Here is a 15903-nt window from a genome sequence, read left to right as displayed (position 1 = left end):
TTATCACCCCCGCCCCCGCCCTAAGGATTAAGGACGAAGAAATAAAAACTAAGGATGGGAGCAAAGTCCGTAGCTGTCGTTGTAGGTGTAGTTCCAAGTCACGTAACCGTTGCCTGTGTTCACGACAAACTGGTTACTACCATTCGGGTCACTAGTCCAGTACCAAACGTAGGGGAAGCCAACGCCAGAGTAATCAGCCATATAGCCCCACTCAGTGAAAAAACCTGAACCTATATGACGCATATAATAATTATCTGGCGAGGAAGGGGTGGCGCCGACTGAACCCTGACACCAAGAATCGTTGTTAGGACAAGATGCGTTGGTTAAATCACTTACCTTAACAAGACGATAACCTAGACTATTACACCAAGATAATGTATTAGAAGGAGTGTCCTCCTTAGAACCTCGGTGGACGAACCACTGCTTCAAAGTAAAACCATATTTGACAACAGGAGTACCATTACTATCACGACCGACCAACTCGAAGGTCTGAGGCAAAGAAATAGTGGAAAGAGGACCAGGATTGGCTGAACTAATCTGGGATGGAGTAGCGTAAGGACCAGTTAAAGTAACACGAACGCTTGTAGCAGTAGAATTAGACATAGTAGCAGTGATACCTCCATGAGAAACAGGAGACCAAGACAATGGCTGACTAACACCACCAATGAGTAAATCAAAGTACAGTCCATTAAGACCTGTAGTAGGAAAGTTTCTACCGTAAGAGGATGGGCCAGTTGACTGAGGGATAAAACCTTTATAAGGGTCCCACATTGAAGCTGGGCCAGCTAAATAACCTGTACCGTTAGTCAAACTAGGCCTTGCAAAACAAACCACCGACTCAGCCTTAGGATTGACGTAATAAGTCTCACTACTTGCACTGAAAGTACTATGATTAGGAAAACCGTAACGAGTAGATAATGTACCGTCAGTACTGGATAACGTAACCTTATAAGGTGCATTACAAATTGTTAGCACGGAATTACGTGATACTGATTGATTGTTTTTATCGACGATAGATAAACTTAAAGAACCTGTAGCAGTAACGTCAGCATCACCATCATCATCACCCCAATAATTATTAGGAGGACCAATAAGAGAACTCAAAGCGACTGAAGTAGTATCAGTAGGAACGAACATACGAATATCAGCAAAACTCTGACCCTCAACGGGCAAGACGATTGGAGTTGCAGATGATGAATTGTTAGAAGGCGTGTAATTAGCTCCGTTAGATAGCATAATCCCAAGCAGACCGTTAGCATCAACCGCACGTGTACGACCACCGTCGAAAGTCAGATAAGGTGCACTACCCTGTATCTGATTTGCAGTTGTCTGTGATGTCAATGCGTGACCAGAAAAAGGAAGGAAAAAGACCACGAAAAAAACAATCTGCCGGGATAATTTGAAAAAACGGAAGGATCGAAAACAGGATCCGAAAAAGGATCGCGAAAAGGATCTGAAAATGGGTCCGGAAAACGATCGGAAAAAGAAACGAAAAGAGGATCGCGGAAGCGATCGCGCGAAATTTCGCAGAATTTCACTTGATTGCGTGGAAAAATAAGCGTTAGTGAAAAAATTAAACTGGGTGCTGGACTTAGGCGAATTTAAAAGATAGGTTGGCCAGGTTGCCTGTTGCCTGTTGCCTGTTGAAAATTATAATGCATATGTGACAATCCTGTCAAGTAATTTTTTGATTTATTTACAATTTTATACTTTTCTGTCAAATTTTAGCCCATTAGCTAAAACCGTGTAAAAAGTATAGTGATTGGAAAAACACGATGCAACACTTTTTTTCGCTCATTTACGTTAACTTTTGTAAATAGGATCTAAAAAGGATCTAAATTATAATTATTTACCTATTGTTTTAATTGAATATATCACAGTTACAAATCTTTAAAATTAGAGCGATTGATCCTCAAAAATTTTATTTTAGGGCTTTGAATTAGAAATTTAGTAAGTTTGATCATTTAAAACTTTTTAAGTGAAATTTAAAACCCCAAAAAACCGCGTTCCTCAACTTTTTTTGATGTAAAAACGGCTACTAAAAAACGACACAGTTTAAGGGGGAATTATTTATTTAAGATAATAATTCAAAGCGAAATTTAAACCCCCAAAAACCCCGCTCCTCAACTTTTTTTGATGCAAAAAACAGCTACTAAAAAGCACCACAGTTAGAGCGGAATTATTTATTTAAGACAATATTTCAAAACAGAATTTAAACCCCCAAAAACCCCACTCCTCAACTTTTTTTGCGATAAAAAACCTCAAAAATAAACCCGCCGAGGCGGGTGCTTATGTATCGTGAAGCCATAAAATCGTTTCCGTTCCTAATCCCTCCCTAAACCTTAATGTAATTAAGAACGAAAAAATAAGCGTTAAGGATAAGTGCAAAGTCCTACCGATTCATCATACGAGGGTTCAGCCCAATGCACATGACCATCTTTAGGAAAAACAACGAACCGGCTCAAACTTTTTTCATCACTGGTCCAGTACCATTGGACGGCGTCAAAGTTGGTTCGATCATATTTGCCTATATTACCCCACTCCGCAATAAAGCCTGCACCAATTGTACGCATATAATAATCACCTGATGATGAAGGTGTACCTCCAGTAATTTCATAACGTTTTGCATTAGTTAAATCCTTAACTTTAGGCAGGCGATAACCAATACTGTTACACCAGGATTCCATGCTAGGATAGCTGTAATAAGTTTTACCTCGGTTGACAAACCATTGTTTTAACGTAAATCCATATTTAACGATAGCGTTACCACTACTATCTCGACCAACTAACTCGAAGGTCTGGGGCAAAGTAGGCATAGTAATAGGATCAGGATTGCTGGAATTCCATTGAGATTCGGTTGCAACAGGGCCAGTTAAGGTAACCCGTACGCCTGTCGCTGTAGAATTGGTCATAGTCGCCGTGATACCACCACGCGAGACAGGAGACCAAGACAATGCTTGTTTATTACCTGCAATGCTTAAATCAAAGTACATGTTGTTAGCAGCTGTAGTCGGAAAGTTCTTATCATATGAGTCAGTTGACTGAGGCAAAAAACCACGAGATGGATCAAAAATTTCAGGTGGACCTGCTTTTACACCTCCATTGCCTTCGAAAGATAGACTTGGAATGGCAAAACAAATTTCCTGCCCCTTCGGTTTGACAAAATAAGTGACCCGACTAGGATTGAAATCACTACTATTTGGAATACCATAACGCGTTGTTAATGTACCATTTGTACTAGTTAATATAACCTCATAAGGCGCTTTACAAGGCCTTAACACTGTATTACGTGATACTGTTCTACTTCTTTCATCAACGAGAGATAACTCTAAAAAACCATTAACATTAATCTCACCATCACCGTCATCATCCCACCAATAATTATTGGGCGGACCAATAAGTTTTTTTAAAGTGATTAAATCGACATTCGTTGGAAAGATCATATCTATATCAGCAAAACTTTGACCTGCAACTGGTAACTCAATGGGGTTGGAAGATGATGAAGTATTCGTTTTAGCCGTGTACTGTTCTCCGTTAGAGAGTGTAATACCGAGCAAAACTTCAATATTAAGCGCTCTTGTTCTACCACCATCGAAAGTTAAATAAGGCGCATTACCCTGAATCATATTTGAGGTTTTAACGGTTAATGCATGGCTAGAATAAAAAGGTATTAGTAACAATCCGAGCGGTAAAAAGATCTGTCGGCATAATTTAGATCCGAGAAATGATCGGAATGATAATCGGCGTGACGATCTAATGCGTGATCTTAAATTTTCGTCGATTAATAAACTAGAGTGAAAAAAAAAAACTGAGAGTTTAAATTAGGCAAATTTAAATTATAGGTTGCCCTAGGCTTTTGCAAATTGTAATACATATTCGACTACCCTGTCAAGTAAATATTTGATTTATTTACCAATTTATATTTATTAGTTGAATTTTAGCTACTCAGCTAAAATGATTTGAGAGTATAATAACTGGAAAAATATGGCGCAATAAATTTTTCATTTTATATCGTTAATCTTTGTAAAGCTCTTCAGAAAAAGAACTAAATAATTATTAATTAAATTATGTTTTAATTGATAAATATCAAATTTACAAACCCTTAAAAACCATAATTTTTAATTCTAGGAAAATTTTATTTTTTTGGAATTTTTTTCAATTTATTGATTTTAGGGAGTGAATGCCAAAAACCCCGTTCCTCAACTTTTTTGATAGGAAAAACACAGCTAAAGCGCTATAGTTAGAGCGGAATTACTTATTTGAGACAACATTGCAAAGCAGAATTTAGAACCCCAAAAACCCCGCTCCTCAACTTTTTTTGATGGAAAAACACAGCTAAAGCGCCATAGTTAGAGCGGAATTATTTATTTAAGGCAACATTGCAAGGTGGAATTTTAAACGCTGAAACGACTACTGCTCAAAAAATCCCCCCCCGATTGAGGGATGATGATGTCCGGGGGAGGCTAAACTACAAAACCGCGTTTTATTTGACAACTATCTTGACTCTTAAGGTCAACCATTCCTTGATGATTTAACGCCACCTTTCCCCCAAGCTTTAAAGCTTAAGGGAGAAGGAATAGATACTAAGGATAAGTACAAAGCCCTACCGATTTATCATACGAGGGCTCAGCCCAATGTACATGACCATCTTTAGGAAAAACAACGAACCGGCTTAAACCTTTTATATCACTGGTCCAGTACCATTGGACAGCGTCAAAGTTGGCTCGATTATATTTGCCTATATTACCCCACTCAGCGAGCAAGCCTGCACCAATTGTACGCATATAATAATCACCTGATGATGAAGGTGTACCTCCAGTAATTTCATAGCGTTTTGCATTAGTTAAATCCTTAACTTTAGGCAGGCGATAACCAATACTGTTACACCAGGATTCCATGCTAGGATAGCTGTAATAAGTTTTACCTCGGTTGACAAACCATTGTTTTAACGTAAATCCATATTTAACGATAGCGTTACCACTACTATCTCGACCAACTAACTCGAAGGTCTGGGGCAAAGTAGGCATAGTAATAGGATCAGGATTGCTGGAATTCCATTGAGATTCGGTTGCAACAGGGCCAGTTAAGGTAACCCGTACGCCTGTCGCTGTAGAATTGGTCATAGTCACCGTGATACCACCACGCGAGACCGGAGACCAAGACAATGCTTGTTTATTACCTGCAATGCTTAAATCAAAGTACATGTTGTTAGCAGCTGTAGTCGGAAAGTTCTTATCATATGAGTCAGTTGACTGAGGCAAAAAACCAAAAGATGGATCAAAAATTTCAGGTGGACCCGCTTTTACACCTCCATTGCCTTCGAAAGATAGACTTGGAATGGCAAAACAAATTTCCTGCCCCTTAGGTTTGACAAAATAAGTGACCCGACTAGGATTGAAATCACTACTATTTGGAATACCATAACGCGTTGTTAATGTACCATTGGTACTAGTTAATATAACCTCATAAGGCGCTTTACAAGGCCTTAACACTGTATTACGTGATACTGTTCTACTTCTTTCATCAACGAGAGATAACTCTAAAAAACCATTAACATTAATCTCACCATCACCGTCATCATCCCACCAATAATTATTGGGCGGACCAATAAGTTTTTTTAAAGCGATTAAATCGACATTCGTTGGAAAGATCATATCTATATCAGCAAAACTTTGACCTGCAACTGGTAACTCAATGGGGTTTGAAGATGATGAAGTATTGGTTTTAGCCGTGTACTGTTCTCCGTTAGAGAGTGTAATACCGAGCAAAACTTCAATATTAAGCGCTCGTGTTCTACCACCATCGAAAGTTAAATAAGGCGCATTACCCTGAATTATATTCGAGGTTTTAACGGTTAATGCATGGCTGGAATAAAAAGGTATTAGCAAAAAGCCGAGCGATAAAAAGATCTGTCGGCGTAATTTAGATCCGAGAGATGATCGACGAGATGATCGGAATGATGATCCAAATGATGCTCGAAATAACGATCGGCGCAACGATCGACTACGCGATCTTAAATTTTCGTCGATTAATAAACTGGAATGAAAAAAAATAGGCTGAGAGTTTGAATTTGGCGAATTTAAATTATAGGTTGGCCAAGTTGCCTGTTGCCTGTTGCCTGTTGAAAATTATAGAACATATGCGACAATCCTGTCAAGTATATTTATGATTTATTTACTTTTTTATATTTTTTAGTTAAATTTTATCTGTCTAACTAATAATGATCCGGAAGTATAGTGACTGAAAAAATATGACGCAATAATTTTTTCATTTTAGATCGTTAATCTTTGTAAAGATCTTCAGAAAAAGATCTAAACATTTTTTTGTGAAATTATGTTTTAATTGATAAATATCAACTTTACAAATCCTTAAAAACTATAATCTTTAATTCAGGAAAATTTTATTTTATTGGAATAATTTATTGATTTTTAAGTGGAGTTTTAAACGCTAAAAACCCCACTCCTCACTTTTTTTGTAAAAATCAGTAATTTTTTTAGCCGTTAATCAATTTGATGATTAACAGCTATTTATTAGTCAGTTGATTTTTTAGGTAAGATTAAATTTAATAAAATCGCTAAAATTCCACATAAGCTAATGCCTTGTAGTGCATAAGATCCAAAATCAAAGATCATTCCGCCGATCCCAAAAACTAATACTAATGAGACAATACACATATTGCGTGATATAGAAAGATCGACTTTATGTTTGATCAATATATTAATACCGACTGATGCAATCGATCCGAATAAAAGCACCATGATCCCACCCATAACAACTGTTGGGATCGTACTTAAAAAAGCGCCGATCTTTCCAACAAATGACATGAAAATCGCCCAAATTGCCGCCCAAGTCATTACTCGTGTTTTGAAATTACGGGTTAATGTTACCGCGCCAATAACTTCGGCATAAGTGATACAAGGTGGACCACCAAAAAAGCCTGCACTTGAGGTTGCTAATCCATCACCAAGCAATGTTCTTTGTAAGCCCGGATCTCGGGTATAATCTTTTCCGGTTACTGCGCTGATCGCCATAATATCACCAACATGCTCGATCGTCGGTGCAATTACAATTGGGATCATATATAAGATAGCTTGCCAGTGAAACTCTGGAAAGGTGAAATCTGGTACTTTAAACCATGGCGCATCAATAATGGGTTGAAAATTGACTATGCCCATTATGCAAGACAATGCGTATCCCACAACAATACCTGCAATGATCGGGACTAATCTAAAAAAGCCTTTGGCCCAAATTGCTACAATTAAGGTGGTTAATAGTGACGCCATTGAGATCAAAATTAATTGATAGTTTTCGGCGGGTATTCCACTGTCGGTTCCCATTGCCATTTTGACGGCTACCGGTGCAAGTGATAGACCGATAACCATTATGATCGGTCCGGTAACCACTGGCGGTAAAATGCGATCAATTACGTGCTTTCCGTTAATTTTGACCAAAAAGGCAAAAAACATAAACACAAAACCGGCTGCAACAAGTCCACCCAATGTTGCAGGAATTCCCCACTGTGCAACGCCAAAAGAGATCGGTGCAATAAAAGCAAAGGATGATGCTAAAAATACCGGGACTTTTCCTTTGGTGGTGAGTTGAAATAATAGTGTGCCCAATCCGGCTGTGAATAAAGCAACATTGGTATTTAATCCGGTTAATAATGGCACAAGTACTAATGCACCAAATGCAACAAATAGCATTTGGGCGCCGGTAAAAATGTCTTGCCACGAGTGTTGTGATGCTTCATTATCGATATTTTTAGACACATTGTCCTCTCTTATTCCACTTAATGTTAATCATATCTATTTATAATCAAATAGTAGGCATAAAAAAACCGGTTAAAACCGGTCTAAAATTTGAGATTTTATTTAGTGCCGAATATTTTGTCTCCGGCGTCACCAAGTCCTGGTAAAATGTAGCCCTTTTCATTCAACCGTTCATCGATTGATGCGGTATAAAGTTCTACATCTGGGTGAGCTTGTTCTAATACTTTGATTCCTTCTGGCGCAGCAACTAATACAAGTACTTTGATATTTTTACATCCAGCTTTTTTAAGCAGATCAATAGTTGCAACCATTGAACCACCGGTAGCAAGCATTGGATCAACGACTAATGCCATTCGTTCTTCAATATCAGAAGTTAGTTTTTGGAAATAAGGGACTGGTTCAAGCGTTTCTTCGTTACGATAAAAACCAACAACACTAATTCTTGCACTAGGTATATGTTCTAAGACACCATCCATCATTCCTAAACCAGCACGTAAAATAGGCACAACGGTGATTTTTTTACCTTTGATTTGTTCTACTTCAACAGGTCCACACCAACCTTGAATTGTGACTTTTTCAGTCGGTAGATTGGCTGTCGCTTCATAAGTTAATAAGCTACCAACTTCACTAGCAAGGTCTCGGAAATCTTTTGTGCTAATATCGTGTTCACGCATTAAGCCGATTTTATGGCGAACTAGAGGGTGTTTTACTTCAACAATTTTCATGGGGGCCTCAGTGTTATTTTTCGATGATCTAATTAGTAGGTATAAATAACCACTGAGAGGTAATTATAGCAGAGTTATCAAATCATGAAAACCCGAAATCCCAATAAAGGCATTATTATTGATGATGTGAATACTCGCTTTTCATTTTTTATAAGCTTTCACCTTCGAGATATTCAACAGGTAAATCAATAACCTTTTGCTCGACCTTTTCACCATTGATACGTTTTAGTAGTAATTCGGCAGCAATTTTGCCCATTTCGATTCTTGGGGTTTGGATTGAGGCTAGCTTGGGATTCATATATTGACCAATTTTATGACCATGGAATCCAACGATGGCTATTTGTTTCGGTATTTTAATACCAATACGTTGACATTCAAGTAGTACACCTAGCGCCAAATCATCATTAGTACTAAATATGCCATCGACACTTGGGTACTCTTTTAGTATTTGGTGTAAAAATCTTGCGCCTAGTTCATAGGATGAGGCTTCTTTGGTTGCTAATGTTTTAGGCGTTAATCCTGCCTCTTGCATGGCTTTTTCATAACCTTGCTGACGTATGATGCTTCGCTGATCTTGCCTTGCACTAAAGTAGACGATGTTGCGTCGCCCTTTCTCTATCATGTGATGAATCATATTTTTGGTGGCAGTAAAGTTATCAAAACCAACAGCCATATCTATGCAAGGTGAGATACTGTCCATTATTTCAACTACAGGTACGCCAGATATTTCGATCATTTTGAGCGTAGCCGGATTGTGTATTCTTTCTGTTAATATGAGTCCATCGATGTTGTAAGAGAGTAATGAACGAACCCGTAGCTCTTCTTTATCCGCACTGTATCCAGTGTGGGTGATCATGGTTTGGTACCCTTTTACATCAGTAACCATTTCGATACCTTTTAAAATATCAGCAAAGACTTGGTTAGTTAATGAGGGTAATACCACGCCAATAGCATAACTTTTGGCATTAGATAGCATGTCAGGCGCTTTGTTTGGAATATAGCCTAATTTATCAATAGCCGATGAGATTTTTAACCGAAGTGATTCTGATACTAGGTTGGGATCTCGCAAAAAGCGACTGACTGTCATTTTGCTGATGCCGATTAAGTTGGCGATTTCTTGTAAGCCAGGGCGACGTTTTTTACTCATTGTTTATTTTCCGGTAATCTTGGTTGCCAATCGATTGGTGTTTTACCATGCTGTGTAATGATCGCATTTGCTTTTGAGAAGTGTTTACATCCAAAAAAGCCACGATGTGCAGATAATGGCGATGGGTGTACGGCGGTTAATACATGATGTTTTTGACGATCAATAAATTGACCTTTCTTCTGAGCCGGCGAGCCCCAAAGTAAAAATACCACGCCTTCCAAATGTTTATCGATCGCAGCAATAACATGATCGGTAAAGGTTTCCCAACCTATTTTGGCATGAGAGTGGGCCTGACCAGCTTCAACCGTTAATACGTTGTTAAGTAGTAGTACGCCTTGAGTTGCCCAGTAACCTAAGTAACCATGATTTGGAATAGTAAATCCGTCAATATCCGTTGAGAGTTCTTTATAAATGTTGAGTAGTGATGGCGGTGGTTTGATTCCCGGTAATACAGAAAAGGATAAACCATGAGCTTGGTTTGGGCCATGATAAGGGTCCTGCCCTAGAATTACTACTTTGATGTTATTAAATTCAGTGAAACGAAATGCATTAAACACATCGCGCTGAGGAGGATAAATGGTTTTACCTTCAGCGCGTTGTGTGGCAACAAATTGCATTATATGTTGAAAATAGGGCTTCTCTTTTTCAGAGCCAATAACATCGTTCCAGGTTAATTGATTACTCATATTTTGCCTTTACTAAAATTTTATACGGTACTGCATTAATAATAATTATACCTAAAAATAATAATAAACCTAATGCTAATCAATACTGGATGATATTAAATAAACACTCTTAAATATTCAGTTAAACACAAAATTGCCATGGATTGGCCATATGGCATCGATGTTAATGGGATTTGTTTGTAATATGCTAAGTCGCTGCCCATTGCAGTGCCAAATGAAACATTGAGTAGTGTTCCGTTGTCATCTATGTTTGTTAATATTCCTTTAATTGCTTTTTCTGCCATTACGGTATATTCATCAGAGATGTAACGTTTTCTTATCGATTTTAAAATACCATAGGCAAATCCAGCGGTTGCCGATGCTTCTAAGTAGGAATCAGGATCATCGATGATTGTGTGCCATAACCCATTTTCATTTTGGTATTTAGCCAGTGCCTGAATTTGCGCATTGAGCACTTCAATTAGTAGTTTTCGAAATGGATCGTTTTGATCAAGATCAAGTAGTTCAATAAATTCCGGAATGACGATGGTTAACCAGCTGTTTCCCCTTGCCCATCTGGCTTTGGCAAAGTTATGGTTGCCGTCAAAAGTCCATCCATGAAACCAAAGCCCAGTTTGGCGATCCATTAGATATTGGATGTGAATCAGTATTTGGTAAATGGCTTCTTGTATATATTCTGGTCTATTGAGTAATTTACCGATTTTGGCGATAGGTAATACACTCATCATGAGCGTGTCATCCCAAAGTTGTTGATGATTTTCATTGTTGTAGACAATATGTTGTAAACCGCCAAATTTCGTTCTTGGCATTTCATACATTACCCAGTCAGCCCAACGCTCTAAATATGGTAGAAAAACAGGATTTTTGGTTTCTTCATATCGATAGGCTAATGTTAGAAATGGACAAACCGTATTCACATTTTTGGTTGGTGTTCCTTCTGATAAGCGCTGTGTAAACCAGTCGTCAATAATGTCGAGCGTCGGTTTGTCGCCTGTTTGTTGATAAAATTGATACATACCATAAAGTCCAATGCCATGAGTCCATTCCCAGCCATTCCAACCTTTAGTGTCTATTACACGTCCATCATCTAAGCGTAATAGAAATTCACCGGTTTCATCTTTGATATTAATTAGATTATTAATAATTTTATGTATCAGTTGTTTTAATTCAGAACGTGAAATTATATATTCAGGTTTACAAAGTAATTTGCTATGTTTTACAGGAAATATCTGCATTTTGTACCTCTACTAATCATTAAATTTGAATTCTTTTTTTATTTATTTTTATAACCTATATTGTTATTTCCCCAGAGCTGGGAAACCGGCATACCAGTTAACATTTCTACAACCGGTTTGCCTTCATCACTAATTCGTCTTTCAGAACTTGTTCCAATACCTTTTATGTTATTAATTTCATTGATTAAAATTTTGTGAGTGGTTAGATTTAATTTGAATTTCAACGAAATGAAAAATCCTAATGAGAGAACGAATATTGTTCCAATCACTAATAAGAATAAGATAGTTAGCGAGACTTGTTCAGGTTGCTGATTTTGGCCACTCACAAAGCCCGACCATTGTAAACATACACCAATCAACATTACTGCTCCCGCTTGTGAAGCTTTTCGGGTAAATGTCATTACGCCGGCAAAAATACCTTCTCGGCGTTTGCCGGTAATAATTTCATCAACATCTGAAATATAAGTGTAGATATTCCAAGGAACGTAGTTGATACCACCTCGACCTAATCCAGCTATTGCTGAGATGGTAACAAGTAAAGTGTGAATGTGACTTAAGTTGTAATACCAAATGATGCCATAAGAGAGGCAACTTAAGCCAAAGATAGTTACAACAGCTCGGTATGCCGGCGCTGGACCATATTTTATGCATAATGGCATCATACAAAGTACAGCAACAAATTGGGTGATAGACATGGTTCCAATTAGCATTGAAGCAACGGTTGGCTCTTGTAATAGAACGAAAATTACATAATAGGTAAAGACGGCGTTAAATACATCCTGAGCAATATATCCACCAAGATACATACCTAAATGCTGTCTGAAGATTTTTATTTTGAAGGTGGATAATAATTCGATAACCAAATGGCGGATACTTTCTTTAAAGGATAATGAAGCAGCTAGTTGTTCTGCTTGTAAAGCCTCTTTCGATTTTAGTTCATTTGGTCTTTCCCATGTAAATAGGTATACCATGCAAAGGGCAAAAGAACATAGGATTGAGAAGACTAAACTTGCATAGAAGAATGATATTGCATTATCTTTACCAAAATAGTTGAGTAAAATCCCCGGTAAGAACCCGGCTAATATTGCCGATAATTGTGCCATTGAAATTCGTGCACCGGAAAATTTGGTTTTTTGTTTAAAATCATCGGTCATTTCAGGAACTAATGTTTCGTATGGAACCAGCACCATGGTGTAGACCATGTCAAAGAAGAGGTAGGTGATTAAGTAGTAGAGATAATTCATACCAGGTGCCCACATTACGCTATAGCTAAATATGAGTGGAATACCAAGTAAGATAAAGAATTTACGACGACCAAAACGTTTACCTAATCGAGTTCGGCCAAAGTTATCCGTTAAATAACCCATCAATGGGCTAATCACTGCATCAAGAACCCTTGCTGCCGCAAAAATAAATGTGGCTTCGATAGGCGTTAGTCCACAAAAATTTGTATAAAAATATAATAACCACACAGCAGTCAATGCTGTTGTTCCCGCACCTAAAAAATCACCAGCGCCATAAGCTAAGTAATTTTTTAAACCTATCACTCTCTTTTTCATATTTGCCCCACTCATTTTTCCTTATTTCAAAAAATAAATATCCTTTTCACATTCTTTAGCTAGTCTATGGTGGGTGCTTTTCTTAAACTTTAATATATATGCCAACTTTTTATAAAAATGGCAAAATTTTGAAAGTCGATGTGATTTTGTTCACATATATCTTATTTTTATAAAATAATTTTTATTTGGTAAAAAAATTTATGAAACAATGATTCAAATTTCAATCATTATTATGAGTATTTATGATGAAGATCCCAAAAGTAGCCATTTTATTAGCTGAAGGTTTTGAAGAAGCTGAAGCCATTATTATCTATAACGCACTTTGCCGAGTAAAAATAGCCGTTCATCTATTAGCCTGCCAAGATGATATTGAGGTTAAAAGTTATCATGGTATTGAGATGAGAGCTCATGCATTGCTTAAGGATAAACAAACAACGCTATACGATGCAGTGATTTTACCGGGTGGGCCAGATGGCACAGTTAATTTAGGCAATAATCCCAATGTGATTAATTTTATTAAACGCCACGATAAGGAAAATAAGTGGATTTGCCCGATTTGCTCGGCAGCAGCAAAAGTTTTGAGTAAGAATAAGCTATTAAATGGTCGGAAATATGTCTGTTCTGGTGATTTATATAAAAATGTTCAAGATGGGATCTTTGTTGATCAAGATGTTGTCTGTGATGGAAATCTTTTGAGTGGTAAAGGGCTGGGTATGGCATTTAAATTCGCTTTTACACTAGCAGAATCGTTAAAAATAGATAAAGATGAAGTTCACTTTCAAGCTGAACATATTTATGTCCATTATTAACCCCCCAATATAATTGAAGTTTATACCTTATTAATTGCTAAAAAGCTAATCAACGGTAAAACTTATCAGATTAATAGCTTTTTTTGATTTTAATCAAATTTTGAAAGTGCTATATTAGTCTCAATAGTTTAGGACAATAACGTCCAGATCCATTAGGAGGATTTAAAATGATTACAGGTATCCAAATTACTAAAGCTGACAATAAAGCACTACTTAACTCATTCTGGTTATTAGATGATTCAACAAAAGAAGCTCGTTGTGTTGCTGCTAAATCAGTTTATAAAGAAGATCAAGTTGTCCCAACTGCTGAACTTGGTCAAATCGAATATCGTGAAATTCCATTAGATGTAGCACCAACAATTAAAGTTGAAGGTGGTCAACACTTAAATGTGAACGTTCTTCGTCGTGAGACTTTAGAAGACGCTGTTCAACATCCAGAAAAATATCCACAATTAACTATTCGTGTTTCTGGTTATGCTGTTCGTTTTAACTCGTTAACAGCTGAACAACAACGCGATGTTATTGCTCGTACTTTTACAACTAAAATCTAAGTTTCTTATTTGACAATAAGTTTCGCCCAGCTTTATGCTGGGTTTTTTTTTACTTTTAATTTAGGTTTTATTCACCCAAGTTAACTACTGCGCCGGGTCAAATTTACATTCAATATTTACAGATACGTTTAGTCTTATTTGAGTGTCAAAAAAATAGCGAAGTAGGAAACCCTGCTTCGCTATTAAGTGATAATTGATTTTATCCAAAAAACTTTTTCACTTTATCAAAAAAGCTTTTTTCTTTTGGGCTGTGTTTTGAGTTTTTATCCGCTTTGAAACTTTCACCCAATTCTTTTAGTAACTCTTTTTGTTTGCCAGTTAAGTTTACTGGGGTTTCAACCACTACGTGGCAGTATAGATCACCTACTGCGCTACCGCGTAATGATTTAATTCCTTTTCCACGCAATCTGAACATTTTACCTGTTTGAGTTTCAGCTGGTATGGTTAAGCTGACTTTACCATTTAGTGTTGGTACTTCTACTTCACCACCAAGTGATGCTAAAACAATGTTAATTGGAATTTCACAATGTAAGTTTGTACCATCACGTTCAAAGATTGCATGTGGTTTTACTTGTACCTGAACGTATAAATCTCCAGCTGGGGCGCCATTAAGTCCCGCTTCACCCTCGCCTGAAAGTCGAATACGGTTTCCGGTATCCACGCCAGCAGGGATGGTAACAGATAGTGTTTTCGTTTTCTGAATACGTCCTTCACCATGACATTTTTTACATGGATTTTTAACGATTTTTCCACGGCCGTGACAGGTTGGACACTCTTGCTGTACAGCAAAGAAGCCTTGTCGCATTTGTACAACACCAGCGCCATGACATGTATCACACGTTACAACATCTGATGATTTTTCTGTTCCTTGTCCATGACATACATCACAAGTTACCCATGTTGGTACTTTTATCTCTTTACTTACACCACTTGCTGCTTCTTCTAGCGTTAATGAGATGTTGTATTGTAAATCATCGCCTCGTGACGCGGTTTGACCACGTCCGCGCCCACCACCGAAGAAATCACTGAAGATATCATCAAATGCAGAACCTCCACCAAAACCACCAAATCCGCCGAAGCCACCGCCTCCAGCACCACCTTGACCTTGTTCAAAAGCAGCATGTCCATACTGATCATAAGCAGCTTTCTTTTGTGGATCGGTTAAGATTTCATAAGCTTCTTTGACTTCTTTGAATTTCGCTTCAGCTTCTGCTTTATTATCCTGATTTTTATCCGGATGATATTTCATGGCTAGGCGTTTGTAGGCTTTTTTTATCTCAGCTTCAGTAGCACTTTTACTTACGCCTAATGTTTCATAATAATCTTTCTTCGCCATAATTAACCTTTAACTTTAATCATTATATAAACAACTAAACGGGCTTGAGTTACCTCGCGCCCGTTTAATGTTTTACATGTTTAAAA

Annotated in this window: 12 protein-coding genes; 2 read left to right on the top strand and 10 right to left on the bottom strand. The window is 37.5% G+C overall.

The genetic code is table 11. The features are described 5' to 3' along the window. Positions 1–48: 48 nt before the first annotated feature. The 9 genes from J3U23_RS11090 to J3U23_RS11050 all read right to left on the bottom strand — a co-directional run bounded on the left by J3U23_RS11090 (position 49) and on the right by J3U23_RS11050 (position 13121). Entirely contained in the window at positions 49–1374 is a 1326-nt protein-coding gene (locus tag J3U23_RS11090) for a hypothetical protein (RefSeq protein WP_267339248.1), read from the bottom strand. 998 nt (positions 1375–2372) lie between these two features. Then, positions 2373–3626: a hypothetical protein gene (locus J3U23_RS11085; protein WP_267339247.1), complete on the bottom strand. Its 1254-nt coding sequence runs from the start codon at positions 3624–3626 to the stop codon at positions 2373–2375. A gap of 957 nt (positions 3627–4583) precedes the next feature. Further along, positions 4584–5996 (bottom strand): hypothetical protein, encoded by a 1413-nt coding sequence (locus J3U23_RS11080; RefSeq protein WP_267339246.1) that lies wholly within the window; start codon positions 5994–5996, stop codon positions 4584–4586. Positions 5997–6530: 534 nt separating this feature from the next. After that, a complete protein-coding gene (locus J3U23_RS11075; RefSeq protein WP_065733567.1) occupies positions 6531–7769 on the bottom strand; it encodes a uracil-xanthine permease family protein in 1239 nt (412 codons plus the stop codon). A gap of 98 nt (positions 7770–7867) precedes the next feature. Beyond that, positions 7868–8494, bottom strand: coding sequence for a uracil phosphoribosyltransferase (upp, locus tag J3U23_RS11070; protein WP_065563803.1), 627 nt, complete (start codon positions 8492–8494; stop codon positions 7868–7870). 148 nt (positions 8495–8642) lie between these two features. Next, on the bottom strand, positions 8643–9641 hold the full coding sequence (gntR, locus tag J3U23_RS11065) for a gluconate operon transcriptional repressor GntR (RefSeq protein WP_065733566.1): 999 nt from the start codon (positions 9639–9641) through the stop codon (positions 8643–8645). Next, a complete protein-coding gene (gene ung, locus J3U23_RS11060; RefSeq protein WP_065733565.1) occupies positions 9638–10327 on the bottom strand; it encodes a uracil-DNA glycosylase in 690 nt (229 codons plus the stop codon). The genes gntR and ung overlap by 4 nt, the downstream gene beginning before the upstream one ends. 95 nt (positions 10328–10422) lie before the next feature. After that, entirely contained in the window at positions 10423–11562 is a 1140-nt protein-coding gene (locus J3U23_RS11055; protein WP_065563806.1) for a glycoside hydrolase family 88/105 protein, read from the bottom strand. 38 nt (positions 11563–11600) lie between these two features. Further along, complete coding sequence (locus tag J3U23_RS11050; protein ID WP_267331102.1) at positions 11601–13121, bottom strand: MFS transporter; 1521 nt, start codon at positions 13119–13121, stop codon at positions 11601–11603. 242 nt (positions 13122–13363) lie between these two features. Between J3U23_RS11050 and J3U23_RS11045 the strand changes: the two genes are divergently transcribed. Both J3U23_RS11045 and grcA read left to right on the top strand, forming a co-directional pair. Continuing rightward, the gene (locus tag J3U23_RS11045) at positions 13364–13930 is read left to right on the top strand and encodes a DJ-1/PfpI family protein (protein ID WP_267339245.1); all 567 of its coding nucleotides are present in this window, start codon (positions 13364–13366) and stop codon (positions 13928–13930) included. A 167-nt stretch (positions 13931–14097) separates the two neighbouring features. After that, positions 14098–14481, top strand: coding sequence for an autonomous glycyl radical cofactor GrcA (gene grcA / locus J3U23_RS11040; protein ID WP_065563808.1), 384 nt, complete (start codon positions 14098–14100; stop codon positions 14479–14481). A gap of 199 nt (positions 14482–14680) precedes the next feature. On the opposite strand, the gene dnaJ is transcribed toward grcA, so the two are convergent. Beyond that, positions 14681–15817: a molecular chaperone DnaJ gene (dnaJ, locus tag J3U23_RS11035; protein WP_065563809.1), complete on the bottom strand. Its 1137-nt coding sequence runs from the start codon at positions 15815–15817 to the stop codon at positions 14681–14683. Positions 15818–15903 lie beyond the last annotated feature (86 nt).

Origin of the sequence: Gilliamella sp. B3367 (genome assembly GCF_026536825.1) — a bacterium.
GTDB lineage: Bacteria > Pseudomonadota > Gammaproteobacteria > Enterobacterales > Orbaceae > Gilliamella > Gilliamella apicola_E.
Note: the sequence above shows the minus strand (reverse complement) of the source record. Positions and strands in the feature narration are given on the sequence as shown.